This is a genomic window from Actinoplanes sp. NPDC000266, from assembly GCF_042899005.1.
Classification (GTDB): Bacteria; Actinomycetota; Actinomycetes; order Mycobacteriales; family Micromonosporaceae; genus Actinoplanes.
Genome location: NZ_JBIAZI010000004.1, coordinates 502,388 through 526,751, shown reverse-complemented (window position 1 = coordinate 526,751; position 24,364 = coordinate 502,388). Strand labels below are relative to the sequence as shown.

The window sequence follows — 24,364 nt, the reverse complement described above, 5'->3', positions numbered from 1 at the left end:
AGTGACATGCCGCACGCCGCCGCGCCGCCAGGGTTCAGGCCACGACCCCGGCGAGCTCGGGCGCGGTCATCGGCCCGGGTTCAGGCGGCGGGGTACGCACTGGTTGGCTCGCTTGGCCGCGGTGAGCTCGGCGAACTGCGCCTCGCACCAGGCATGGACGGCGCCGGCGTCGGCGAAGTGGCCCACGGCGAAGGTGCCCCACAGGAAGTGGCCGTTGATCTTCTGCCGTTTGCCGTAGTCGGTGCTCTTGATCAGTACAACCGGATGGCCGGCGCTGCCGTGAGCGTCCCGCAGGCCGCGGTGCTCAGCCAGGATGTCGCTCGCCATGAACGTGTGCGAGCCGTCGACCGTGGTCTGCAAATTGTCCACGATGCCGGGATATTTGGTGGCGATCTGGGCGGCGTACTGCCCCTGGAACGAGATCGTCGACGCGTCGTCCCGCCAGATCTGCTCCAGTTGCGCGACCGCCGCCTGCTCCGAACCGGCGCCGAGCGGGGTGGTCGCCACCGCGGTCGGCGAGGTCTCCTCCGGGGCGGCCCCCGCCGGCGGGGCACCGGCCGGGCCCGCCTCACCGTAGGTCGTTTCCGGCTCGCCGGCGGTCGGCGCCGGGTCGGTGAAGGTGGCCTCCGGCTCCGGCGTGACCGGCACGCCCGGGTCAGCGTTCGCGGCCTGCCCGGTGTCCTGCTGTTGCTGGGCGGCCGGTGTCCCGCCGGTGCCGTCGTCCGACCGCAGGGCCACGATCGTGCCGCCGGTGACCAGAAGCAGGAACACCCCGACGGCCAGCGCGACGATCATCCCGTTGACGCCGCGGCGGGGCGGCGGAGGTCCGGGAACCGGCCCCGGTGTCCCCGCCGCGACCCCGGGCATCGTCCAGGCCGCCTGCGCCTGCGCATAGGGCTGCGGCTCGGTAGGAGGCTCCGCGGGAACGAATGGGGGACTGAAAGGCCCCGGCTGGCCGAAGGGTTGGGTGGGCTCCGCCTGGACGTACGGCGGCGTGGGTTCTGCCTGCACGTACGGCGGGGTGTGTTCTGCCTGGACGTACGGCGGGGTGGGCTCCACTTGGGCGTACGGCAGGGTGGACGGTCCCGGCTGCGCGAAGGGCAGCGTGGGTTCGGCGTGGGCCGACGGCTGCACCGAAGGCTCCGGCCGGAAGAAGGCCGGTGGCTGGGTGGGAGGCTGTGGTTGCGCGGATGACTGTGGTTGCGCAGATGGCTGTGGTTGCGTGGATGACTGTAGTTGCGCCGAAGGCTGGGCGAAGGGCTGAGCCGGAGGCCGCGGCTCGCCAACGGACTCCGGCCGGGCGTACTCATTCGCGGGTTCCGGCTGGGCGTACTCACCCGCGGGTTCCGGCCGGGCGTACTCGCTCGCGGGTTCCGGCTGGGTGTAGAGGTGCCGCGGAGAACCCGGCTGAGCGGACGTCTGCGGTGACGGCGGCGGTGGTGGTGTGGGCGGACCGGCCGCGGGTGTCTCCGCGGTGGGCTCGTTGTTGACCAGGGAACCCAGGTCCCAGAGGCCGCCGGTACGGTTGTCGTCGGTCATCGTTCTCAGTCCCCGAACACCATCACTCGCCGGCCCCAGTGGCCGGTCGCGCTTGTCGTCTTCGCGGTCCGGCGGCCGGCCGGTACGGCCCGGTCGTGGCCCCAGCCGCGGATCTCCCCGATCTGTTCCGGGCTCAGCGGCATCGTGGTGGCGGGTGTGTCCATCACGAACTCCGGGCGCGGGAATCCGGGGCCGTTGAGATGGACACGCTCGCCCGCCTCGAGCAATGCCGCCCGGCCGAAGCCCTCCGACAGGCCCGGTTTCCGCCTCTGCCGGCTCTGCTCCTGTGAGCTCGGCGCGGTGAACGTCGGCTGCTGCGCGCCGAAAGCGATCTCCACCCGGCGCCGTCGCGCGAATTCCATTCCGCTCCCCGGGATTACGTCGAATTCGAGGCGGAGCATAACGCCGCGAAAACGGAGCACAACAGATCCTTTCCAGTCGGTGCCCGCGATGATCGCCGAGCCCTCATGTCCGAACGGGCCAGTGCGCCGTGCGCCGGGGGATGATGCTGTAGTTCCTGGTAAAGATGGTGATCACTGTGGACCTTGGAAGCCCGGTAATGCGTACCCGGAAAGAGTGGGGAATTGACGGTCGACCTTCATCAGGATGAATTACTACGAACGGATGAGGCGCTCACCGACGCACAGCTGACCGATTCTGGTTCGCGCGGTGACGAGCGGTTGAGTGTCGGTGTCCGGATCGGCCGGCCGCTGCTCTATCCGGTGGAGGCGGACGATCTGCCGCCGGCCCTGCCGAGGTCGGCCGCGGCCCGCTACATCGGCGCGCTGTTCGCCTTCGACCTCGACCCGGCGCCGGCCGGTTACCGGTACGCCGCGGCCCGCTTCACGGTCGACCTCGGCGCCGCCGACGTCACGGCCGTGGTCGTCCACACGGGTGCCGAACAACTCGGCGTGCTCGCCGACGGCATAGCCTCACCGCTGGGCGACCGGGCGTCGCGGGCCGCCCCGGCCGCACTGCTCGACCGCCTGCGCTCCCGCGAGGACCGGCCGCCGGCTTGGACGACCGGCGTCCGTAGCGCCCGCTTCGGCTGGCGCTACCACGACCGACGGGGCGCCACGCTGCTTCCCCGCACGTACGGCGTCCACGCCCTGCTGGAGGCGCCCGCCGCGCTCGCTGAGCTGTCCGGCGCCTTCGAGGCCGAGCTCGACCTGGCCGGCCGCGTGCGCCGCGGCGTCTCGACCACCGAGCGCATCCCGTTCACCGCCCTCATGCCAGGCGCTGCGACAGACAAGACCGCGGCCGTACGCCTGTGCATGGCGGCCGACATAGTCGGCTACAGCGACCACGGCCCCGAGGCCGCCGCCCGCCTGCAACACGACCTCGTACGAATCCTGGCCGAGGGCCGCGCCGCCGCCGGCATCGCGCCCACCCAGGTGACCCCCCAGCCGCAGGGCGACGGCCAGTTCACGGTGTTACCGGTCGGCCTGGACGAGTCCACGGCCGTGCCCCGCCTGATACGAGGCATAGCCAACGCCCTCGCCACCCGCAACGCCTCGGCCGTGGCCGCCCGCAACGTCCCGCGCCAGGTCCCCCGCAACACCTCGGCCCATGCAGCCCCCGACGCCACGGCCGCCGGTGCCGGCGACCGGATGCGGCTGCGCCTCGCTCTGCACCGGGGCCTGGTCCGCGAGGCCGACAACGGCTGGGTCGGCCGGGCTGCGACCGCCGTGCACCGTCTCCTCGACTGCGGACCGCTGCGTGCCGCCGCCGCCGAGCATCCGGCCGCCGACTACGTGCTCGGTGTGCCCGATGTGCTCTTCGCCGACGTGCTGTCCAGCGGGGACGATCCGCCGCCGGCGGCGTTCCGGCCGGTCACCGTCGACATTCCGGCCAAGGGCTTCCTCGAACGCGGCTGGATCTTCGTGCCGGAGCCGGCCGCGTGAGCGCCGTCTACGCCCTGGTCGTGGGCATCGACGCCTATCGCGCGGTCGGCCCGCTGACCGGCGCCCGCAACGACGCCGTCGCCGCCCTGGCCTATCTGCGCTCCCGTGTCGGCGACGACCGGCTGTACGCCCTCGAACTGCACGACGGCCAGGCGACTCGGGCCGCCGTCATCGACGGCATCCGGAACCACCTGGGCCGCGCGGGCAAGGGCGACACCGCGATTCTCTGGTACGCCGGTCACGGCTCCCAGGCCCCGGCGCCGCCCGAGCTGTGGGCCCTGGAGCCGGACGGCATGATGCAGACCCTGGTCTGCGCCGACTCCCGCGACGGCGACGTCCCCGACCTGTACGACAAGGAGCTCTCCGTCCTCCTCGACCAGGTGGCCGCGACCGGCTGCCACGTCGCCGCCGTCCTCGACAGCTGCCACTCGGCCGGTGCTCTGCGCGGCGAGATCCCGGAGGCTGCGGCCCGCCCCCGGAGCGTCCAACCGGCCGTACGGGCCCCGAAGCCCCACCTCCTGATCCCGGAACTGCGGCCAGGCTGGGCCGCGCTGCCCATGAGCAGCCGCCTGGTGCTGCTGGCCGCCTGCCGCCCCGACCAGCTCGCGCAGGAGCGCCCCCTCGACGGCCTCAGCCGCGGCGTCTTCAGCTGGGCCCTGCTGCGCGCGCTCAACCAGCTCGGCCCGCACGCCTCCTACCGCGAGCTGCTGGCCGCCGCCCGCTGCGCGGTCGAGGACAAGACCCAGTTCCAGGCCCCGCAACTGACCGGCGACCTTCCCGCCGACCAGCCCTTCCTCGGCGGCACGCTCCGCGCCCAGCCCTCCGCGATCACCATGCGCCACCACGACTCCCGATGGGAGATCGACGCCGGCACCTGCCACGGCATGCCGCCCTCGTGGCCCGGACCGCTGCGCGTCGCGGTCGCCGGTCCCGGCCCGTCGCGCCCCGCGCGGGTGACGTCGGTGTCGGTCGACCATTCGGTGGTCGAGCCCGACGGCTGGCAGCCCGATCCCAGCCGCCAATATCCGGTGGTCGTCACCCAGCTGCCCCGCCCTACGCTGACCGTCGCCGTCGACGGGCCCGCCGAGCTGGCCGAGCTCACCGGCCGGTCCCCGTTCCTGCGGCCGGCCCACCCCGACGGCCGTGAGGTCCCCGATCTGCGCTTCTGCCCGCTGCCCGACGGCGGCATCCGCATCCTCGGCTCCGGTGGCCTCCCCGTCGCCGCCGACTTCCGTGGCGCGAACGAGGCGGTGCGGGCCGGTGAGCACATCGCCCGCTGGCGGCGGGTGGGCGCGCTCGAGAACCCCGGCTCGCCACTGGCCGGGGCGGTCCGCCTGGAGATCGTGGCGAGGATGCCCGGCGACACGACCGCGCCGCTGCACCGCCTCCCGCTGCGGCCCGGCCCGGAGGGCGTGATCCAGCTGGACTACGAGCGGCGTGACGGCATGTGGGCCGCGCCGACCGCGTTCATCCGCCTGCACAACACGACCGGCCGCTCGCTCTACTGCGTCCTGCTCAACCTGACCGAGAGCTACCGCGTCCACGCCACGCTCTTCCCCGGCGCGTTCGTCGGCGCCGGTCGAGCCGGCGCGGCATTGAACGGCCGCCCGGTGCGGTTCAGCCTGCCGACGGGCACGCCGGCCTCGCCCGGCGCGCAGGTCCACGACAGGCTCAAGCTGATCGTCGCCGAGGACGAGTTCGGCGCCCGCCCGTTCGAGCAGGGCCCACTCGACGACCTCACCCGGCGCGGCGTCCTGCCACGGGTGGCGATGACGCGTGACGCCGGCGCCGCCGATCCCGACGACGCTTACGACTGGACGACCACCTCCCTCACCGTCGTGACCGCTGTGCCGTCGTGAGAGCGACCGGCCACCGCGAGGCAGCTGTGATCGCGGTCGGACGACAAGGCGTCGGCATGCGGGGACGCGGGCGCGTTCCCGCTACGCCGCATCGCGGAGCTGGTCAAAGGCGGCCGCGGGCCTGAACGGATGGTGCAGGACGTTGCGGCGGGGCCGTCGGGCCGGGTCGAGCGTGGCCGGGGGAATGAAGTCGTGACGCCCGTCGGCGTTGAGCCGGATCTCCCAGCCCGCGGTGGGGTGGTGGAGCAACCGGTGGTGGGCGCGGCAGAGCAGGACAAGGTTGTCCAAGGTGGTCTTGCCTCCCTTCGTCCAGTGCTTCATGTGGTGGGCGTCCGCCCAGTCAAGCGGTTCTTTTGTCACATTCACCGCGTGGCTGACTACCGCGTCCTGACCAAGCAATCTTGGTGTCGTCACCGCACGCAGACCGGTAGGACGCCCTGAGCCACTCGACCTAACTACACGCGGATCGCGGCAGATCAGTACGTCTCGATCGTGCCATGGCGCGACGCGGCCAGCATTGCTTTGACTGGCCTCAGTAGATAGGAATTCCGCTTTGAATATATCCATACGCGGATTGGCGATCGGGCTACGATACCTATATTGGAGTGGTCGGCAACTGGCCGCGTACCCAGTCGCGAACATCCTCTACAATAGCGGGATCCTTCATAAAGTCGGATCCGATGGAAAAATAACGGCCCTCACCGCTAATTACACGATGGATGCCAAGATTTCGTAAACTGACAAAAGCCTGGAGGCGCGCGATTAGATCGGCGTCAAATTCTTGGCGCTTGGCATCGCTGACGAGCTGCCCCAACGTATGTCTATCAGTTGTCGCAAATCGCCGACCCTTGCAAGAAATGAACCAGGTTCTCAGTTCCATCTCAACCATGATCGCGGTGGCGGCAAAGACCTCTAGAACTAAATTATTTTTTGCCGCTTCGCGTCTCGACATCTCCAGTATGGACAAATTTTCGCGCGCATGCTCAGAGTTAACATAGCCGAAGGCGGATACGTTCCCCATCGATTGATAACCCTGCGCACCGCCAAGGCGCATCATCTCAACCAACTCCGCCCATGTCAGACCCTGCGCCTGACCCTTCCGGTGCAACTCATCAATTCGGAAGGACTTTTGCTCTTCTTGGTCGAGTTCTGCCTTTCCAAAATAGCTTCCCAGCTCCACCAAACTATCTACGAAGAGGTCCGAACGCTCCGCCAGGTCGGGCGATAACTTATTTTCTTCACATTTCAGGAATGAGTATTTGATCTGAATCTTGTCGGCAGCCTTGGCGGCGCTCCCGGAAGAGGCAATCAGGAAGACTTGATCGGTATCAAAGATTGAAGTGCGCTGTAAGACTGTAATCAACATGTGCGGCTGCGGCAGCATGTGAGCAAGTGCGCTAGGGCGTCCGACTACAACATCAAATTCCTCAGACAGGCCGACTGAGGCAAGAAAAGATTTGATTCCGGCGTGTGAAGTCGTTCCTACGCACGCTGTCTTAATACCGGAATTGCGAAGACTTTTTAGTAGAAACCTTAGTCCAGGTTTTGCAGGTGACCGGCCAGCGACCTCAACCTCGCGCTTCTGTATTTCACGTTCGCCAGCTTCTGCGAGCTCAGTGAATGTGAAATCCAGCGCCCTCAGCAATTCCGGAATGTCCTGTGATGCCAGAAGGTTGAGTTTTAGCGCCGTCTTGTTCGCTAAAACAGAAAGGATTTTGGACACATCACGCCCGCCCGACGTATACCGTGCCACCGTCCCCTCGAACTCAAAAACTACAACTTTAGAATTTTCGATGAGCCTGCGAGCCCTATCACTCATGCCTTCTCCAGCCATCGGGAGGAAACGCCGTCGGGTCGCGATCCATATTAGGTGACGGTTTGGCGGGCGCGGCGTGATCACCATCCGGCAATTTTCAGCCCAGATTGCCGGGAAATCGACAGGCATACTCTCGTCGGCGGATCCGCGTGTCGGGCCTTGCGCCGCCCGCGCTTCGGTAGGGCGCATGGTGATCGCTCAACCTGGGAGCAGGCAACTGCCATGTGCGCCGGCGTTAACGAGGTGCAATCCCGTGAGCCCGCGCCGAGTGACCAGACGGTCACGACAACAGCCGGTCGCCAGTTGCTGGTCCAAAGGGCGACCTCGAGCCGGTCGGCCGGCGTCCCGAAAGCCAGAATCGTGAACCTTCAAATGGTGCTCTTCCCTCCAGTCAAGCGGTTCATTTGTCACATCCACACAGCTGCGTTGACGTCAGACCGAATCTAGATCTCACCGTGCGACTCGTTGCTGCCATGACTCCAACCCGCCGAAGGTTCATGCCCGTCCGAGTCGGAGATGGCGGGAGGACCAGCGCGGCGGCAGACGACATGCACGGATCACACTCTGCATGTCGACCGTCGGTTCAAGATTCGGAGCCCTGATCGCGGTAAGGCGACTACTCGATTGACGTCGATAAAACCGACATCTCGTTAGCTCGAATGATGCGCTCCACCTCTTCGAGATCTGTGGCCCAGACTTCCGAGAGTGACTGGCTCGCCAGTCCGATATCCCATGGATTTAGCGTAGCTCGTCGATGTTGCGCGAATGGGCCATCGGTTTCAAGCAGCACTCGGTCGCGGGGCATGGCGCCTACAAGCGCTCTTCCTTTGACACCGCCGAGCATTGCAGGTCCTACGCTAAACCAGCAACCGCGGTCAACTGCTCGTTGAAGTTCGACGGGACTTCCTGAGAACCAATGAAGAATCGGAGAATTTACACCGTCAAACTTATCGAGCAAGTCGAGAACTGCCGTTGCAGCCCTCCGGCTGTGAATTGATAGAACTTTGTTTCCGGCCTCGTCACAGGCGTGGAGGATATGCTCAAATATCTTTACCTGCTGCGCCCATGTCGATTTAAGCTCAGAAGATCCGTCGACGCCTACCTCTCCAACGAAGCGAGTGTCGCCGAGGTATTTTTCAAAGACTTTCAACTCGTGCCCACGCTCCTCCGCTAACTGCGGATGCAAGCCGAGGGCAGTCCTAACAAACGAATGCCCTTGCGCCAGACGCGACGTTCCTGGCCACGCAGACGGAGTGGTTGTTACGGACAATACGCCGATTCCCCTACGCTGGGCCGTGGCGACAATTTTGTGCGGATGAGCGTAGAGGTCAAGGTGACAGTGGAAGTCGATCACGCCAGGCCGTACCTTGCGTGCAATTGGCCCAGCTCATCAAGGCCCCGATGAAGCATCTCGCGCACTGCAACTCTATTCGTGATTCGCGGTGAGCTCAGTGTCGGACCGAGCCACCGATCGAAGCCGTCCTCGGCTGCTACGAGTCGAGCCACGGCTACAGAGCGCACATCGTCGAACGCGGCGTGGTCCTCGTCGAGTCGACCGAGATTCTCGTAAACATATTCTGTGGAATCATGCCTGCCCCATGCCTGGAAGGCCGCGCGGCGGATCTGGCAGGGAAGGCATCGTCCGCAGTGTTTGTAGTTGAATCGTTGAAAACGTCCGCAACTCGTCGAGGCAGCAGCTTCAGCTGCTAGGAGGGTTTGGTCCAGGCACTCACGTAGCATTTCACCCTTGGTCTTTTCGGCGTAAGGATTTGTAATTTCTATTCGGAGTCCTACACCATCAAATATATCCTGCATACGCCCAAGGAAATCCGGATGTGCGGTGCGTGTACTAAGACTTCCGAGCCGAGCATAGGTGAGTGGGGGATTGATAGCGATGAAGCCGTTTTCGCAGACATAGAGTGGAACTGTATCGCCGTCGCGGTAGCGCTGGGTGGCTGTAGCAGCCAACACCGCGAATGCCAGGAAAATAAGCGACCGCGCGCGTTGAGAAGTTTCTTTGAGGCCGCGCCGAATGCTGGCGTTGTGATTGACCGCTAGATGCTCAAGGCCGCCACCGATAATACGCGCAAATCTGTCTTGCTTATCGGCATCTCCACGTACCGTCTGACTGACAGCGAAAAGGCGATGTCCTTCGGAGTTGAGATCGATGGCTCCGATCAGCGAATCTAACCCTCCTGACAGCAGTACGACTGCATCAGCGTCGGGATAGCGCGGCACCCTCGGAGCATCCGGTTTCAGACCTCCGTCACGGAACGTGAGTTGCCAACGATCGGTCGTCAGGAAGGCGAGCGCCGCAGACAAAGACTCCGCGAAAGGACTCCAGCGTGCCGATTCATGCAGAGCAACGTCGAGTCGGATCTCGCGGGTCCAACCGTCCGGGCTTGCGGAACGCTTCGTCGCCCCGTCTGCGACGACGACAGAGAGGGCGATGGCTAACAGATCCCACGCAGCAGCATACGGTACTAGCGCTCGTCGTTGCACCGTTGAGGCAGCCGAGGCGCCGGCACTTGCCATGTTCGGCGACGAGGTGCGTCCGAAAAGTAGGACTGGCGTGAACAGTTCATCGGAGACCGGAAGAGCCGACCTGGGGCCGCTTATGTATCTCATCTGATGTAGTCCTCGAACACGCTGAGCGTTTGATGGAGTGCTCGTGCGGTGAGACGCGAAACATTTGCCGTTGTAGTCGGACCGCTTCTCTTGCGGATTGATCTGAAGGCCGCCGATATCTCTTGGCTTATGAACTCTCGAACCTGGCGCAGGCGCCGCAACCCTGTTGCCGGATCTGGCGCCTTGGCCATGATCGTTTTTTGAACGTCGAGACAAAAGCGGCCGTATACGTCAAGGGCCGCGTATCGCTCAATCACGAACTCTCGTTGCACGTCAGTGAGCGCGAGCAGGTCTGCATCCGGGTAGCGGTCCAGAAGATCGGTAAGCGCATCTCGAACCGCTCGTCGCGAGGATTCTCCGTCCTGCGTCCCGTTCGCTGGACTCGCGGCGTCAACGATGGCATCCAACACAATATTGACGTCGCCAGCGCCCGCGAGTGCGGCGTCCCTTAGTGAGCTTCCGTCAGGCGCTTCTCCTGATCTAAGTACCCCGTTGAGTCGACCGGCCGTGGCTCCTGTGCCACCGAATCGGCGGCTCATAGTTCCGCTTCCGCCGTAACCAGTTTTTACGTAATGGCCCAGCGCTCGCCGCAGATGGCGGTTGTCGCCTGAACGCACGAACCTACCGGCGCTGCGGCGCGTATCACGGAACCGCCCACGAGGTGCAAGAGGTTCTTGATCCTCCTCCTCGTCTGGGTCGTCAGGCGGTGGCTCTTCGTCGGGTGGTGCCGGGGGGTCGACCGGATCAGCCCAAGGCGGCACCAGTAAGACATCCGGGCCTGGACCGTTACTACTCTGCGAGGTTCCCACGCTGCGCCCGATTCTCAATGACCTTCTTTACGGGAGTTGCGACATCTAGCGACTTCGTCCAGTGTGCGAGCACATCAGCCGCCCATGGAAGAGACGCGATTCTGGGCACGATGCTTGGCTCGATTTGTTTACCCGGCCGCTCGATAAGAAATCCCGCCAATTCGGAACCCTGCGAGGGGTCAGCGTTAGCAACGGCAATACATGCTTGAAGGATAGGCGGAACCCCCCACCCCTGCTCTTGCCGAGCACGAGCCAGGAGGCGTTCCATAATGATCGCTATTTCGGACCGCGGGAGAGTCTGAAGTTCGTGTTCTAGCACCTCCGCTTCTTCAGGGCTATCCAATAGTGCAGTAAGAAGTGCTGCTGCTTCCGAAGACAGTCGATCGGCTGACGTGATTAGTGGTGCTTGTTCACGCCCGACATAGAGGGCACCTCGAAGGTCATGGTCCGCGAGCGCTGGAGGCAACGCAATCCACTCACGAACAAATTCTACATCCCAGACACCTGTTGGTTGGTAGCTCTCGCCGGCTGCTGCGGCGTCTTCCCACTCGGCAAGGAATCTCGGTTTGCCATCAGGATCAACGTTGACAGCAGAGGCTAGCGCTACATAGGCGGTCTTTGGCGCGAGCCGCTCAAACAAGAGAAGCTTCGCTAGGATCGCCTCGTCTACCCCGACCCCTTGCGCGGCCGAGATCGCCATACGGATCGACAGCGCGTTGAGGAATCGCTTGACAAGCCGAGGATTGCCCGCAATTCGCTCAGATGTGGTCATAAGAGGAGCAAGGCGCTCGGCAGTATCCAGTCGCGCGGTTAGAGCAGGAGGTAGAGCCACGCCATAACTTGCGATGTAGTTCTTGTCGACCCGCTTCCCCTTCCAAGACTCTCGAAGTTGTGAAGCGATCGCGCTCCGCAACTCATCCTTCTGCTCACTCTGCAGTTCGCTGTTTTCTATGAATAACATCATCATGTATGCGCGCACCTCTTGGGTGCCAAGCGCCGGGACTCTAATAGGAATCTGAATCAGTTTGTCGAAGTAGTTCGTGATCAGATTCTCGTCATCAAGTCCATGGAAATGTTTCTTGACGGCATGCTTAATCATTCCGTCGTCAGCAGCAATCACGAAGGCGGTGTTCTTAAGGAACAAGAACAGTCGGATCGCCTCGAGGGTCGATATAGTTGTGTCTGGCAAGCACCTATCAAGGTCGTCAATGAGCACGACCAGGGTTACGCCGACTTCACTCAGCACTTCTTCGAAGGAGTCACGAAGCGCTTGTATCTCCTTCGGCGGGGAGAACTCCTGTTTCGGGTCTAGAAGCGCACTGCCTGCAGCCGCGATCGATGAGGCGGCCGCGCCTGCGCTCTTGAAATCTTTCTCAGTGACATCCCCGTCTGTCACATCTTTGACTACTCCAAATACTTCGCCAGGCAGACCTACGGGAGGGAGGCCCAAGGCCATTGAAGCCGCCGGTAGTGCCATCAATTTGGCGAGCCGAAACCACTTGACGCGGCGCATAAATTCGCCAGCCTTTTTCACACCGGTCTTTCTCTCGGTCGCCTCGCTGTTCAGCTTATCCGCTATAACGTCGAGGAGCGCCGCGCGCGCATCATCATATCCTTGATAGAGCCAGGCATTGAAATCGACGAAAAGATACTTCGCGGGCCCGTTCTCCGGCTGACGCGTTACCAGCGAAGCCTTCGTTAGCTGGATCATGGACGACTTTCCGACGCCCCAATCGCCTGAGATTCCGATTGACACTGGCCGGCCGTCAGCTCGGACGATCATCTCCGCGATCGTGTCAGCCACACCCTCGAAGTTGAGGAAGTCTCTGTTTGTCTCATTGTCGGGCCACATATGCGACCGCCTTTCTGGTCACGCAGAAGCTGCCTCTGGGCAGTGAGAAGAGTTCGCAGCGATCGCAAAAGTTTGTCCAGTGGGATGAGCGCTGCTGTCGTGCGCGTGGCGGCTCATCGCAGGCTCGGCGCGGCGATGACATCAGCATCAGCAATCTGCTACCTGGACGTTCGGCTCGGGTAACGCAATATGGCTGCTATGTCGTGCTGGAGCGGGGCATCTCCTGGATCACCGCGAAGACCAACCGCCGGTCATGCTGAGTTCATTATGCCGACAACTCGGAACGACGCTAGTCCCCGGATCCCCGCTATCGACACCAATCGGCAGGGAAAGGCGAACTCAGTTCGGGTTTACGAAGGTGCCTCGTTGCGGGACGGTGTAGACGAGTTCGCGTTGGCGTAGCAGGTTCACTGCACGGCGGGCCGTTGTTCTGGCGACGCCCCACTCGGCGTGCATGTCGTTTTCGGTGGGGATGCGGTCGTGGGGCTGGAGCCGGCCGGTTTTGATGTCGGCTTCGATGTAGTCGGCGATCTGGACGTAGACCGGTACGGGTCCGTCGGTGCGTACCGGTCGCTGGCTCACGAGCGCCAACCTACGAAGCGGGTCACGTATGCTTATCGGCAGCTACGAGGCGATACATAGGTAGACAAGAGAAGACAAGATGAGTAGCTTGGTGGTTGCGACACCTTGCCGGCGACGATGGTTAGTCGGCGGCGAGAACCAGCGGTGACCTGCTGGTTGCCATTGGCAGCGTGGCCCCGTGCCCGGTGGTAGGGCGCGGGGCTCGTAGGTTTCGGACGAGTGCTGCCAGCTTGATGCTGCTGCTCCACTGGTTGGATCTGCCGAACACCTGCCCCTTGAAGTGTTCGGCATCTGCCAAACCCCGGAAAAGGGGTTGATCGTCGGGTCCTGAGCGGTCTCTTCTGGAAGGCGTATCCCGTGTGGCCGGTCGCCTGGTCCGCTGGGACCCGTGCCTAAGCAGCCTTGAGTGAGCAAGCCGGTTGACGGGTCTGAGGACAGTCGGCGGCTGGTTGGCATCGGGCGGCTCCGGTGATCGGGCAGACCCCCAATCAGGTACCCACACCGGTGAGTTGAGCCCCGGTGTCCGGCACACGCCGCGATACACGTACCACGCGCGCCCGGTGACAGCCGGGTGTGGTGGCACGTGTGCGCGTGTGTCGGCGCCTTGCTCCTCGCGGCCCATATCCGTGTCACTCGTCCGGCCTTGCTGGCGTGTATCCGCGCCGCGAGTGCTGGCGGGCGCGGGTTCAGGGCCGTTACCGCCGCTGCCGCTGCCTAACGGAGTCTTTCTGTGTTCTCGGATCGTGTCTGTCACCGGCACTGCCACCGCTGGTGGGTGCCGGGTGGTCTCGTCGTCCTGCCGGGTGTCCCGGCGAGGATGCGGTTGGGGGTCCTGCTTGATCAGGACCCCCAACCGGACATGCCGTGGGGCCTGACAGCCCAGCTCAGCGCCCGTCTCGCTGTCGAACCTGGTGCTGCGACTGATCCCCTCCTGGGGATCCCCGGTGGGGTGTATGCGGCTATCCGCGGCTGGCCGGCGGTCCCGGCCCGAGGCGGTGGCCAGCGGTGAGGGAGCCGATCCTGCGGGTGCAGTCCGGACTGACCGACCGGGACCTGGTGCTGTTGGGTTGGCTGGCCGATCACGGGGTGCTGACCACCGACCAGATCGCCGCCGCCCTGTTCCCGTCGGTCAACTTCGCCCAACGCCGTCTGCGCGTGCTGCGCGACGAGCGGGAGGTGATCGACCGGTTCCGGCCGCAACGCGCCGACGGCGGCTCGTTCCCGTATCACTGGCTGCTCACCCAGCTCGGCACCGACATCATCGCCATGCAGCGCGGCGAGCCGGTGCCGCGCCGCGACGTCGCGCGGGCGCGGCGCTGGCAGTTGACGAGTCGGGCCAACCTGCCTCACCTGTTGGGTGTCAACGGCTTCTTCACCGGGCTGGCCGCCCACGCCCGCATCCACCCCGGCGCGCGCCTGGCCCGCTGGTGGTCGGCTGCCCGCTGCCAGCAGCTCGGCGCGTTCGCCGATCCCACCGGCCCGGTGAGCGCGACTCTGCTGGCCTACCGGCTGGCCGTGCGCCCGGACGGGCACGGCATCTTCACCGAGCATGGCCAGTCGACCGCGTTCTTCCTGGAGTACGACACGGGCACGGAGACCCTGGCCCGGCTGGTCGACAAGGTCGACGGCTACCGGCAACTCGCCCACGTCACCGAAAACGTGTGGCCGGTGTTGTTCTGGCTGCCCACCGCCGCCCGGGAGCGGCATCTGCACGCCGCGCTGACCGAGGCCCGTGTCGGCTACCCCGTCGCGACCGCCGTGCACGGCCGTCCCGGCCGTCCCGCGTCCGTCAGCGGCCCGCCGGCCGTCGCGGACAGCCCGGCCGGTCCGGTCTGGTGGCTGCACCGCCACAACGGACCCACGCTGCCCCTGGCCGCCCTGCACGCGACCGTCACCGTAAACGTCCGGGACGTCGCATGACCGGCCGCCGGACACGTGCGACAGAACCCGAACCCACCCGGCTGACAGGTCGCCCCGACCGGCAAGCGGGCGGGAGCCGCGCACCGCCCAACAAGTAGCCGCTGAGCTGCCCTGTCAGGCCGCGACAGGACACCTGACAGAAATCCAACGCACCCAACTGGTGAGCCCAACGGCATCGGGCTAACGCGCGCGGGCACGCACTGCCCGAGCATCCCGCCCGTGCCAACGACCGAACACCTCCGACAGGCCGCTTGGCTTGCACGCCCCGCCCAGACGGCGGGCGTTTCGCGCGCACTTAACCAATAGGAAGGCCCTGCACCATGACGATGACGACATCGACGTTGGCGAACTCGGTCGCGAGGCGCCTGAACACCGCCTGCCCGCCGGACGCCTATGGCTGATCCGTCAGAGCCCGCACCGCCAGGTCACCTGACAGAACAGCAACGAGAACACATCCGGCAGGCCGTCCTTGCCCTGCCTCCACTGACCGACGAGCAGATCGACGCCCTGTGCGAAGTGATCACCAACGCCCGGATCCGCCGACAGACAGACACCACCACCCCGAATCACACCGCGCGCCGTGCGGCGTAACCGGTCGACGACCGCAACTGCCGAGTGGGGATCACCTGGTATCTCCACTCGGCAGCGTCGCGCCGTCCCAGTCGAAACGCTCCACCCGGTGATCCATCCGCCGCTGCGGCGGCATCAACGTCAACCGGGGAAACGCGCGTTTGACCATCGCCCGCAACGTGTCGAAATCACTGGCCGCCTTCGCCGCGTCCCACTCTCGGGCGGCGTCCCGCACCGCCGTCCGCGTGGCCTCCGGCTGCTCCAGACCAGCCAGTTCGGACTCCAGCACCCGCAGCCGCTTCAGGATCGGGGCCATCGCCTTGTCCACCCGTGCCGCGCCCCACTCGGCGGTCTTCTCGGCGAGGGTGTCCGCCGACTCGTTCAGCATCGTGATCTCCTGCTCGATGCGGGCACGGTCCTGCTTGACAGCCGCCAACCGAGCCGCCATCCGCTCCGCCCGTCGCGGATCACCCAGCCGCGTCTTGACCGCCTCCGCCACCGCCGTCTCGGCCAGCAGCGCATCAATGAAGTTGCGGCCGCACCCGCCGCCGTCAGCGTGCGAGCGGCACCGGTACTCCCGCCGAGGCGAACCGTCCGGATACGGCGTGGTCATCCGGCGCGGCACGCCTGACATCCTCGATCCGCAACGCCCGCAGTAGAGGATCCCGGACAGCAGGTGCACCCGGCCCGGTGGACGGCCGCGACGGCGGGCCGCGAACAACCCGGACAGCCGTTCCCACTCCTCCCGGCTCACCACCGGCGCAATACCCGCCAGTTCACCCACGACCTCGTTGTTGTAGGCCAGCAGGCCCGCCATCGCGGGACGGCACAACGAGCGCGCCAGACGCGCCCGCGTCCACCGCTCACCTCGGACCGTGCGGATGTCACGGGCGTTGAGGTCCCTCGCCAGTACGGCCAGCGGCTCTCCGGCCAGCAACCGCCGATAGCACTCGCGCACGACCTCCCGTTCGGCCTGAACCACCTCGTCGGGCACCGGGACGCGTGGATCGCCGGGCTCCCAGCCCTCGGGCTTCGGCTGCCAACCCGGCATCGCGAAACCGCGCCCACCGCCTTGGACCTTGCCCTTGCGAGCGCGGCGGAGATTCCCGCGCTTCACCCGTTCACTGATCTTGTCCGATTCGGCTGCCGCAGCGACCATCGCTTCCCGGAAATGTCGCCGGCCGTCGGCGGTGGTCAAGTCGTACTCGCCAGACAACGACCACACCCGCGCGCCGCGTGCGGCGGCCTCGACCAAGCGTTCGCCCTCCATGACCTTGCGGGAGAACCGGGTCACGTCGTAAACCATCACCCCGTCCGACAAACCTGCTTCGAGACGGCGCATCATCAGTTCCCAGTCAGGGCGGACCACACGCGGCTGCCACGCCGACAACGAGTCGTCCCGGAAGACTTCACCGACCACCGCACCACGCGCGAGGATCTTCTCCTCGCACAGCTCGATCTGGTCGTCCGTCTTGATCGTCTCGCCGTTGATCGCGTAGCTGATCCGCGCATACACGTCGATCACCGGCCGCTGACTGTCACGCTGGCCTAAATGAGCTGCATCGATGCGTCCCATGCCCGGATGTTACAAATAAACCGTCAGCCCATCGGGCCGGGCGATCGCAGTCCGGGAAGGCGCAGCCGCCGTCGCGGACGTTCAGGGCGCGGCGCAGCGGGCCCGTGACGAGCCGGGTGGTGCGGCCCAGGTCGAGGACCTGGCTCTTGCCGCCCAGCACGACCGGCACGATCCGGGCGTCGCAGGCCAGACGCCGCGCGGTCTCGGCGGACAGCCTGGCCCCGGTGTCGGTGGTCGCCGCGCCCAGCGCCTGGGTCAGCGGGTCGTAGGAAAGGGTGACGGCGAGCTGGGCCGGTTCCCCGCCGCTGGCAGGAAGTTCGTTGGTCCGCAGCGCGAGTCGGCACACGTCGACCAGCGCGTCGGCGCGTCGCTGCGCCGGGCGAGGCTGCTCGTCATCGGCGGCGGGGCGGGGGCGGTCGGCGGAAAGTGGGTGGCCGGTGGAAAGTGGGTTTCCGGTGGAGAGGGGCCGGCTGTTTGGACGGGGGCCGATGGAGGGATGGGGGTCGCTGGAGGGATGGGGGCCGCTAGAGGGACGGGGGTGGCCTGTGGGAAGGGGTCCGCTGGTGGAGAAGGGCCCCTTGGTGGAGAGAGGTCCGCTGGTGGAGAGAGGTCCGCTGGCGGAGAGAGGTCCGCTAGTGGAGAGAGGTCCGCTAGTGGAGAGAGGTCCGCTAGTGGAGACGGGCCCACTGCTGGAGAGAGGGCCGTTGGTGGGAAGGGGTCGGCCGTCGGAAACGGGGCGGTCGGTGGGAATGGGGCGGCACAACGGTTCCAGGGCGGCCTGCACCAGTGCCGCGTCCTCCAGGCCGAGGGTGCCGGACAGGCGTACCTGGCCGTTGCGCGGGGCGGAAAGGGTGAACCCGCGGGCCCTGTAGGCGCGGGCCTCCTGACGGGCCAGGGCGGCCTCCTCGGCGCTCTCGGCGATGTGCGGGGCGACGTGGAAGAGGATGCGGCCGCCGACCCGGCGGAGCTGGAACGCGGGTAGCTGGCCGGCCATTTCGATCAGGGTGTCCTGTGCCTGCCGCATGATGGTGGCGGCCTCGGCCGGGCCTACGTCGTCGAGGTCGGCCAGTCCGGTTTCGACGGTGTCGATCGTGTCGGCGACCACCGTGGCCTGCCGCGCGTCCATCCGCCCGTCGAGCAGGGCCTGTTCCAGGTCGGGATGTCTGGTCAGGGCGGTGGCCAGGTCGGTGAGGTCGCGGGCGGGCCGCGGGTCGCACCGCACTTGTGCGCGCAGCCATGCTCGGGTGGTTCGTGAGCCCTGCCGGGCGGGCAGGCCGCCCACGCCGGCCTGCCGCACCAGTCGCGCCTGCAGGGCGGTGGCGGTCTGTTCCAGCCGGTAGGCCGCCCGCAGGCAGGTCACGATCTCGTCGTCGTCCAGCGGCCACACGGGCGCCGAGGCCAGTCGCGCCGCGTCTTCATTGAGTTGGTTCAGCTCTTCGATCACGACGGCCATGTTCGAACACCTGTACGACAGTTTCGGGTTGCCGAACGGCCGGAACGAGATCTACTGCCACCATCTGCGAAAGCGTGGCCGCGGCCTAGCGATCGAGGGCAGAGAGGTGCTGTTCGCGCTCGGTGCGGGCTCGGCCGCCGGCCTCGCCGCGGAGGGATTCGTCCTGGGCGCGTGAGGCCAGCAGGGACTGCTCGGCGCGGGTGCGGAGCAGCCGGGCCGCGGTCTCGCGGTCGTGGGTGGGCAGGCCGGTGGCGGCGGCGATGACGTCGGGCTGCTCGGTGATGATCCGGTCCTGGATCATCGGGTGCAGGCCCAGCCACCACTCGGCGCGGTTCCTCGGGGTCCAGGCGGCCAGGGACGGGCCGTCGATCCTTGGATAGTCCGGCAGCTCGTCGGCCGGGCCGAAGTCCTCGCGGTAGCTGTTGCGGGTCAGGATCGCGGCCGCCCGCTGGTCGGCCTCGTCGGCGCGGGCCAGGACCTGGGCGATCTGCTGGGCGTACGAGTCGATGGTCTCCTGGGTGACCGTGCCGGCCGGGGCGAGGGGGACGGTGATCTCGCCCGAGGCCAGGTCGATCTCCAGGCCGTGGCCGCGCGCCTCGGCGACCAGCTGGTCGAGCAGGCGGCGGCACTGGTCGAGGTCGTCGGCGAACTCGCGCGCGGCGACTCCGGTGGCGACGCAGTTGTCGTGGGCGTTGCCGAGGCGTACACGCAAACGAACGCCTTTGTCTCTCGCCGCCTGGGCGGCCTCACCGGAGAACCAGTGGTCCTCGAGGTCGCTGGTCCGCAGGGTCAGGTCCTCCACCGCCCGGTCGATGCGCAGGCCGAGCCGCATCCATTGCTCGGCGACATTCCGGACCGCCGCCAGGTCGGCCCGGAGAAGTCCCCGCAAGCTGATGGTCATGGCATCCTCCCGGCTGGCCGTTCGTGGACGAGGAGAGCCGACCGTTCGTCGGCGACCAGGTAGGCCAGTGCGGCGGTGCGCAGCTCGACGCCGTACGCCCGGACCTCGCCGGCCAGCTGGCCGAGCGTGACCTCCCAGCCGAAGCCCGACTGGGACAGTCGCGACGGGCACATGAGCGAGCCCTCGACGGCCTCGCCCGCGCGCATGGCCCACCCGTAGATGCCGGCGGCGTCGGCGGCGAGCCGGTCGCCCACCTCGGCCACCTCGTCGCCGTCGTCCATCAGCGCGGGCACGTTCATGCCGGTCATCACATCACCCTCCGTGTCGTTGTCACTACGGAAGGTACAAGGGCTATGCCAGGACGGGTGTGGGTCTCGGCTCGGTGCGGGTGAGGCGCAGCCAGACGACGAAGCCCCAGATCACGAAGACGGCGTAGACGGCGTACAGAACGGCCGACGGGTAGTACCTGAAGTGCAGCAACTCGGGGACGCCGACGAGGTCGACGGCGATCCAGCACAGCCAGAACTCGACCCAGCCGCGGGCCATCGCGTACGTGGCCAGCACCGAGCCCACGAAGATCCAGGAGTCGGCCAGGTAGTACCACCACGGGACCGGGAACCCGGCACCGACCGCGCGGAAGACGAAGAAACAGGCGAATACCGCGATGAGCGCTCCACCCCCGTACAGAAGCCTCTGTCTCGGTGTTGCCCATTGGGGTGTGACGGCCGTGCCGTTGGTGCGGACCCGGTTGCTGTGCCACCGCCACCAGCCGTACACGCTGGCGATGAGGAAGAAGACCTGCCGGGCCGCCTGGCCGTAGAGCGGGGTGCCCTGATCGTTGCCGATCGCCTGGCCCGCGAAGACCGTGAAGAGCAGCACGTTGCCGACGATGCCGACCGGCCACGCCCACGCGCTCCGGCGCAGGCCGAACAGGGCCGAGCCCAGGCCGAACGCGTTTCCGACGATCTCACGGTAGTAGATCGCCTGGTCGGCGGTCACCTGCCATGTGGCGGTGTAGAACGACGTCAGCAGATGATCGAGCCAGGTCACGGCTCATGGTAAGTGGGAATCCGGCACGGCCGGGGCATAGTGGCAGTGTGACCTCCCCCGCCACTGCCACGCGCCTCTACGAGGACGGCAAGGTCGTCGCCCAGGACTTCCCGTGCGATGAAGCCCTGACCATGCTCGATCAGCATCCGGGCGCGGTCCTCTGGCTCGACCTGCTCCACCCGGAGGCGGCCGACCTCGAGTCGATCGCCGGCGCCTTCAAGCTGCACCCGCTCGCGGTCGAGGACGCCCTCGAGAACCACGAGCGGCCCAAGCTCGACCGCTATCCCAACCACATCTTTCTCAATGTGTACGGGGTCGACATCGCGACCGGCGACACGGCCACCTTCGGCAAGACCGAACTCAGCGTCTTCGTCACCGACCGGGCCCTGATCACCGTGCGGAAGTCGGACAGCGACACCACCCGGCTCGTCGAGCGGTGGGACGCCAACGCCGATCTGGGCAAGGGCGGCGGGGTCGCCTTCCTGCTCTACGGGCTGCTCGACGTGGTCGTCGACGGTCACTACGCGGCCACCCAGCAGCTCGACGCGTCGATGGACAGTGTGGAGGACGCCCTGCTCGAGGAGGGCGGCGCGCCCCGGCCGGTCCGGGTGCACGCCATGGACCTCCGCAAGATCGTCGCGGCCCTGCGGCGGGCCATCGCGCCCATGCCCGAGCTGGTCGGCCAGGCCATGCGGGCCGACCTCGGCCTCGTCGACGAGCACCTGGTGCCGTACTACCGCGACGTCGAGGACCACGCCAAGCACACCGTCGACCAGATGGAACACCTGCGCGACCGGATCGAGGGGCTGTTGCAGGCCGACCTGGCCGAGCAGGGCAACGTGCTCAACGACGTCACCCGCAAACTGGCCGCCTGGGCCGCGATCGTGGCCGTGCCGACCGCGGTGACCGGCTACTTCGGGCAGAACCTGCCCTACCCCGGCTACGACCGTTTCTGGGGCTTCCTGCTGAGCACCGCCCTCATCGTCGTGATTTCGGGCGGGTTGTACGTCTCCCTGAAGCGCCGGGGCTGGCTGTAGCCTCCCCTGATGACGACGCTCCGGGTGGAAGAGGCGGACATCGCCTGGGGAAATGACGCGCCCGTGCTGCGCGGCGTCACCGTGCAGGCCGGCCCCGGCGAGATCCTGGCCGTCACCGGCACCTCCGGCGCGGGCAAGACGACGCTGCTCAGCGCGATGGCCGGACTGCTGCCGCCGGTGACCGGCCTGGTGCTGGCCGACGGCGAGAAGGTCACCGACCGCGACCAGGCGGTGAAGCTCGGCATCGTGCTGATCCCGCAGGACAACGGGCTGGCGGCGATCCTGACCGCGGCCGAGAACATCTCGGTGGCCGTGATCGCCACCGGCGGCACCCCGGCCGAGGCCCGCCGCCGCACGGCCGAGTCGCTGGAGCCGCTCGGGCTGTCGGCCCAGGCCAACCAGCTCATCGAGGAGCTGTCCGGAGGTCAGCAGCAGCGGACGGCGATCGCCCGGGGGCTGGCCCTGCGCGGCGACGTCCTGCTGGCCGACGAGATCACCAGCGAGCTCGACGCGGCCAACCGGCAGCGCGTGATCGAGCTGCTGAAGGCGGAGGCGGCCCGCGGCGTGGCCGTGGTCTTCGCGACCCACGACCCGGAAGCGGCGGCCGCGTGCGACCGCGAGCTTCATCTGGCCGACGGCGAGGCGGTCTGGGCCCGGCCCTAGACCACGTGCTCGGTGCCGCCCGGCACGAGAGTCACCTCGCCGTCGATGTGCTGGACCGTGAAGAGGGTGCCGGGCGGATAACTGCCCAGGACCTCGGGCGGCAACTGGACCGTGCCGTCGCCCGCGACCACGGCGAAGTCCTGGCCGTCGCGGCCCTCGGCGCCGACCCGGCCGTCGCGGATCGTCACGGCCCGGCCCAGGCGGGCGCCGACCTCGTTGTCGTGGGTGACCACGACGATCGTGGTCTGGCGTTCGGCGTTCACCGTCTCCATGGCGGCCAGCACCTCGTCGCGGCCGGCCGTGTCGAGACGGCTCGTCGGCTCGTCGACCAGCAGCAGGCCGGGGCCGGTGGCGATGCCGACGGCCAGGGCGGCCCGCTGCCGTCCGCCCGGCGTCAGGTCGGACAGGCGCTGCCGGCCCTGGCCGGGCAGGCCGACCAGGTCGAGGATGCGGTCGGGGTCGTCGAGCGTGATGCCGCGGGTGTGCGCGGCGCGGCGCTGGGCGAGCCAGATGTTGCGATGCAGCGACGCGTACGGCAACAGGTTGCGGGCGGCGCCCTGCAAGACCACGCCGATCTCGGTGCCGCGCAGGCGGCTCACCTCGCTGTCGGAGAGCTTGCCCATGTCGTACGTCCCGATGTTGATCCGGCCCGCCGAAGGGCGCATGAGGCCGGCCAGCAAGGCGATCAGCGTGGACTTGCCGGAGCCGGACGGCCCGACCAGGGCGATGGTCTCGCCCGGCGCGATGGAGAGGTCGACGCCGGCCAGGGCGACCACGTCGCCGGCCTCGGCCCGATAGATGTGCACCACGCGGCGGCAGGCCACGGCGAGTCCGTTCATGGGCACACGCTAGCGAAGGGTGCGGCCTGGTGACGACCCGCTACGCGGCCGCATTCTAGGGTGTGCGCGTGCGTGACATCGCCGTTTTCTCCGGATCAGCCCATACCGAGCTCGCCGCCGAGATCTGTGACCACCTCGGCGTTCCGCTGCTGCCGACCAAGACATCGAGGTTCGCCAACGACGCCATCGAGGTGCAGTTGCAGGGCAACTGCCGCGAGCGGGACGTCTTCCTCATCCAGCCGCTGGTGCCGCCGACCCAGGAGAACCTGGTCGAGCTGCTGTTCATGCTGGACGCGGCCCGCGGCGCCTCGGCCGGGCGGATCACGGTGGTGATGCCGCATTACGCGTACGCCCGCAGCGACAAGAAGGACGCGCCGCGCATCTCGATCGGCGGCCGGCTGGTGGCCGACCTGCTGACGACGGCCGGCGCGAACCGGGTGCTGGCCATGACGCTGCACTCGCCGCAGGTGCACGGCTTTTTCAGCATTCCGGTCGATCATCTGCACGCGCTGCGGGAGCTGGCGGACCATTTCCGGGGGTACGACCTCAGCAACACCGTGGTGGTCTCACCCGACCTGGGCAACGCGAAGGAGGCGGCGGCGTTCGCGCGCCTGCTCGGGGTGGGGGTGGCGGCCGGGGCGAAGCAGCGGTACGCCGACGACAAGGTCGTGATCAGCACGGTGATCGGCGACGTGGCCGGCAAGGACGTGATCGTGCTGGACGACGAGATCGCCAAGGGCAGCACGGTCTTCGAGCTGTTGGACAGGCTGCGCGAGCGGGACGTGAACAGCGTGCGGGTGGCGTGCACGCACGGGTTGTTCGCGGCTGACGCGGTGCAGCGTCTCTCGGCCGAGAAAGACGTCGAGGAGATCGTCTGCACGAACACGGTGCCGATTCCGGTCGCCGGCCGCACCGACAAGCTGACGATTCTGTCGGTGGCGCCGGCGCTGGCCGAGGCGATGCGCCGGATTCACAACGGCGAGTCGGTGAGCGCGCTGTTCGCGTGAGCGTGCTGTTCGCGTGAGCGTGCTGTTCGCGTGAGCGTGCTGTTCGCGTGAGCGCGAGGATGGAGGGGGACGGGGAGGGCAAGACTCCGTCCCCCCGCGAGCACAGTTTCATCCGCCGGGTCGGGCTCAGCTCCTTTCGCCGTGGTGGTTGCTTGAAGTTGCTGGGAGCGCTCCCATTGATGAATGTAACTCCCTGGGCGGTCCAGCGCTAGGTGCTGCGGCGCGGGCGTCCCGGGAGTGCGAGCGTCAGACGGCCCCGTCGGGCGCCGTCGGGGTGGGGTGTCAGGCGTTGCCGTCGGGTGCCGTTGGCGTCGGGTGTCAGGCGGTGCCGTTGGCGTCGGGTGTCAGGCGGTGCCGTC

The 24,364-nt window shown here is 66.9% G+C and carries 21 protein-coding genes; 6 read left to right on the top strand and 15 right to left on the bottom strand.

What is annotated here, in order from left to right:
- Nucleotides 1-66: 66 nt before the first annotated feature.
- Nucleotides 67-1,134, bottom strand: a complete 1,068-nt coding sequence (locus ACFY36_RS18965; RefSeq protein ID WP_499747272.1) for a hypothetical protein — start codon at nucleotides 1,132-1,134, stop codon at nucleotides 67-69.
- Nucleotides 1,135-1,544: 410 nt separating this feature from the next.
- Nucleotides 1,545-1,901, bottom strand: coding sequence for a hypothetical protein (locus tag ACFY36_RS18960; RefSeq protein WP_499747271.1), 357 nt, complete (start codon nucleotides 1,899-1,901; stop codon nucleotides 1,545-1,547).
- Nucleotides 1,902-2,123: 222 nt separating this feature from the next.
- On the opposite strand from ACFY36_RS18960, the gene ACFY36_RS18955 reads away from it, so the two are divergent.
- Together ACFY36_RS18955 and ACFY36_RS18950 are read left to right on the top strand one after the other, a co-directional pair.
- A complete protein-coding gene (locus ACFY36_RS18955) occupies nucleotides 2,124-3,443 on the top strand; it encodes a hypothetical protein (RefSeq protein ID WP_499747270.1) in 1,320 nt (439 codons plus the stop codon).
- Entirely contained in the window at nucleotides 3,440-5,302 is a 1,863-nt protein-coding gene (locus tag ACFY36_RS18950) for a caspase family protein (RefSeq protein ID WP_499747269.1), read from the top strand. Before ACFY36_RS18955 ends, ACFY36_RS18950 begins: the two co-directional genes overlap by 4 nt.
- Nucleotides 5,303-5,383: 81 nt before the next feature.
- On the opposite strand, the gene ACFY36_RS18945 is transcribed toward ACFY36_RS18950, so the two are convergent.
- The 7 genes from ACFY36_RS18945 to ACFY36_RS18915 all read right to left on the bottom strand — a co-directional run bounded on the left by ACFY36_RS18945 (nucleotide 5,384) and on the right by ACFY36_RS18915 (nucleotide 12,989).
- Entirely contained in the window at nucleotides 5,384-5,623 is a 240-nt protein-coding gene (locus ACFY36_RS18945; RefSeq protein ID WP_499747268.1) for an HNH endonuclease signature motif containing protein, read from the bottom strand.
- Nucleotides 5,624-5,897: 274 nt separating this feature from the next.
- A complete protein-coding gene (locus ACFY36_RS18940) occupies nucleotides 5,898-7,205 on the bottom strand; it encodes an HAD family hydrolase (RefSeq protein WP_499747267.1) in 1,308 nt (435 codons plus the stop codon).
- 529 nt (nucleotides 7,206-7,734) lie between these two features.
- Nucleotides 7,735-8,472 carry a Qat anti-phage system TatD family nuclease QatD gene (qatD, locus tag ACFY36_RS18935; RefSeq protein ID WP_499747266.1) on the bottom strand — a complete coding sequence of 246 codons (738 nt, stop codon included), beginning with the start codon at nucleotides 8,470-8,472 and terminating at the stop codon, nucleotides 7,735-7,737.
- Complete coding sequence (qatC, locus tag ACFY36_RS18930) at nucleotides 8,469-9,653, bottom strand: Qat anti-phage system QueC-like protein QatC (protein ID WP_499747265.1); 1,185 nt, start codon at nucleotides 9,651-9,653, stop codon at nucleotides 8,469-8,471. The genes qatD and qatC overlap by 4 nt, the downstream gene beginning before the upstream one ends.
- Before the next feature lie 89 nt (nucleotides 9,654-9,742).
- A complete protein-coding gene (qatB, locus tag ACFY36_RS18925) occupies nucleotides 9,743-10,285 on the bottom strand; it encodes a Qat anti-phage system associated protein QatB (protein ID WP_499747264.1) in 543 nt (180 codons plus the stop codon).
- Nucleotides 10,286-10,535: 250 nt separating this feature from the next.
- Nucleotides 10,536-12,359, bottom strand: a complete 1,824-nt coding sequence (locus ACFY36_RS18920) for a KAP family P-loop NTPase fold protein (RefSeq protein ID WP_499747263.1) — start codon at nucleotides 12,357-12,359, stop codon at nucleotides 10,536-10,538.
- Between the two features lie 387 nt (nucleotides 12,360-12,746).
- Complete coding sequence (locus ACFY36_RS18915; protein ID WP_499747262.1) at nucleotides 12,747-12,989, bottom strand: GntR family transcriptional regulator; 243 nt, start codon at nucleotides 12,987-12,989, stop codon at nucleotides 12,747-12,749.
- 1,005 nt (nucleotides 12,990-13,994) lie between these two features.
- On the opposite strand from ACFY36_RS18915, the gene ACFY36_RS18910 reads away from it, so the two are divergent.
- A complete protein-coding gene (locus ACFY36_RS18910; RefSeq protein ID WP_499747261.1) occupies nucleotides 13,995-14,909 on the top strand; it encodes a replication-relaxation family protein in 915 nt (304 codons plus the stop codon).
- Between the two features lie 622 nt (nucleotides 14,910-15,531).
- Here ACFY36_RS18910 and ACFY36_RS18905 read toward each other — a convergent pair.
- The 5 genes from ACFY36_RS18905 to ACFY36_RS18885 form a co-directional block, all read right to left on the bottom strand.
- Nucleotides 15,532-17,055 carry a recombinase family protein gene (locus ACFY36_RS18905; RefSeq protein ID WP_499747260.1) on the bottom strand — a complete coding sequence of 508 codons (1,524 nt, stop codon included), beginning with the start codon at nucleotides 17,053-17,055 and terminating at the stop codon, nucleotides 15,532-15,534.
- Nucleotides 17,018-18,508, bottom strand: coding sequence for a DUF222 domain-containing protein (locus ACFY36_RS18900; protein WP_499747259.1), 1,491 nt, complete (start codon nucleotides 18,506-18,508; stop codon nucleotides 17,018-17,020). The genes ACFY36_RS18905 and ACFY36_RS18900 overlap by 38 nt, the downstream gene beginning before the upstream one ends.
- 85 nt (nucleotides 18,509-18,593) lie before the next feature.
- Complete coding sequence (locus tag ACFY36_RS18895; protein ID WP_499747258.1) at nucleotides 18,594-19,409, bottom strand: hypothetical protein; 816 nt, start codon at nucleotides 19,407-19,409, stop codon at nucleotides 18,594-18,596.
- On the bottom strand, nucleotides 19,406-19,717 hold the full coding sequence (locus tag ACFY36_RS18890; protein WP_499747257.1) for a hypothetical protein: 312 nt from the start codon (nucleotides 19,715-19,717) through the stop codon (nucleotides 19,406-19,408). Before ACFY36_RS18890 ends, ACFY36_RS18895 begins: the two co-directional genes overlap by 4 nt.
- Nucleotides 19,718-19,760: 43 nt before the next feature.
- Entirely contained in the window at nucleotides 19,761-20,459 is a 699-nt protein-coding gene (locus ACFY36_RS18885) for a nicotinamide mononucleotide transporter family protein (protein WP_499747256.1), read from the bottom strand.
- 47 nt (nucleotides 20,460-20,506) lie between these two features.
- Between ACFY36_RS18885 and ACFY36_RS18880 the strand changes: the two genes are divergently transcribed.
- The gene (locus ACFY36_RS18880) at nucleotides 20,507-21,496 is read left to right on the top strand and encodes a magnesium transporter CorA family protein (RefSeq protein WP_499747255.1); all 990 of its coding nucleotides are present in this window, start codon (nucleotides 20,507-20,509) and stop codon (nucleotides 21,494-21,496) included.
- A gap of 9 nt (nucleotides 21,497-21,505) precedes the next feature.
- Nucleotides 21,506-22,159: an ABC transporter ATP-binding protein gene (locus ACFY36_RS18875; RefSeq protein WP_499747254.1), complete on the top strand. Its 654-nt coding sequence runs from the start codon at nucleotides 21,506-21,508 to the stop codon at nucleotides 22,157-22,159.
- On the opposite strand, the gene ACFY36_RS18870 is transcribed toward ACFY36_RS18875, so the two are convergent.
- Nucleotides 22,156-22,998 (bottom strand): ABC transporter ATP-binding protein, encoded by an 843-nt coding sequence (locus tag ACFY36_RS18870; RefSeq protein ID WP_499747253.1) that lies wholly within the window; start codon nucleotides 22,996-22,998, stop codon nucleotides 22,156-22,158. The genes ACFY36_RS18875 and ACFY36_RS18870 overlap by 4 nt on opposite strands.
- A 68-nt stretch (nucleotides 22,999-23,066) precedes the next feature.
- Here ACFY36_RS18870 and ACFY36_RS18865 point away from each other — a divergent pair, with 68 nt between their 5' ends.
- Nucleotides 23,067-24,005, top strand: coding sequence for a ribose-phosphate diphosphokinase (locus ACFY36_RS18865; RefSeq protein WP_499747252.1), 939 nt, complete (start codon nucleotides 23,067-23,069; stop codon nucleotides 24,003-24,005).
- The last annotated feature ends 359 nt before the right edge of the window (nucleotides 24,006-24,364 follow it).

What these genes read in the sequence shown, in the direction of transcription:
- ACFY36_RS18960 (WP_499747271.1), bottom strand. Translation starts at nt 1,901, where the DNA reads ATGGAATTCGCGCGACGGCGCCGGGTGGAGATCGCTTTCGGCGCGCAG.
- qatC (WP_499747265.1), bottom strand. Translation starts at nt 9,653, where the DNA reads ATGGCAAGTGCCGGCGCCTCGGCTGCCTCAACGGTGCAACGACGAGCG.
- ACFY36_RS18900 (WP_499747259.1), bottom strand. Translation starts at nt 18,508, where the DNA reads ATGGCCGTCGTGATCGAAGAGCTGAACCAACTCAATGAAGACGCGGCG.
- ACFY36_RS18875 (WP_499747254.1), top strand. Translation starts at nt 21,506, where the DNA reads ATGACGACGCTCCGGGTGGAAGAGGCGGACATCGCCTGGGGAAATGAC.
- qatB (WP_499747264.1), bottom strand. Translation starts at nt 10,285, where the DNA reads ATGAGCCGCCGATTCGGTGGCACAGGAGCCACGGCCGGTCGACTCAAC.
- ACFY36_RS18905 (WP_499747260.1), bottom strand. Translation starts at nt 17,055, where the DNA reads ATGGGACGCATCGATGCAGCTCATTTAGGCCAGCGTGACAGTCAGCGG.
- ACFY36_RS18945 (WP_499747268.1), bottom strand. Translation starts at nt 5,623, where the DNA reads ATGAAGCACTGGACGAAGGGAGGCAAGACCACCTTGGACAACCTTGTC.
- ACFY36_RS18890 (WP_499747257.1), bottom strand. Translation starts at nt 19,717, where the DNA reads ATGACCGGCATGAACGTGCCCGCGCTGATGGACGACGGCGACGAGGTG.
- ACFY36_RS18895 (WP_499747258.1), bottom strand. Translation starts at nt 19,409, where the DNA reads ATGACCATCAGCTTGCGGGGACTTCTCCGGGCCGACCTGGCGGCGGTC.
- ACFY36_RS18940 (WP_499747267.1), bottom strand. Translation starts at nt 7,205, where the DNA reads ATGGTGATCACGCCGCGCCCGCCAAACCGTCACCTAATATGGATCGCG.
- ACFY36_RS18870 (WP_499747253.1), bottom strand. Translation starts at nt 22,998, where the DNA reads ATGAACGGACTCGCCGTGGCCTGCCGCCGCGTGGTGCACATCTATCGG.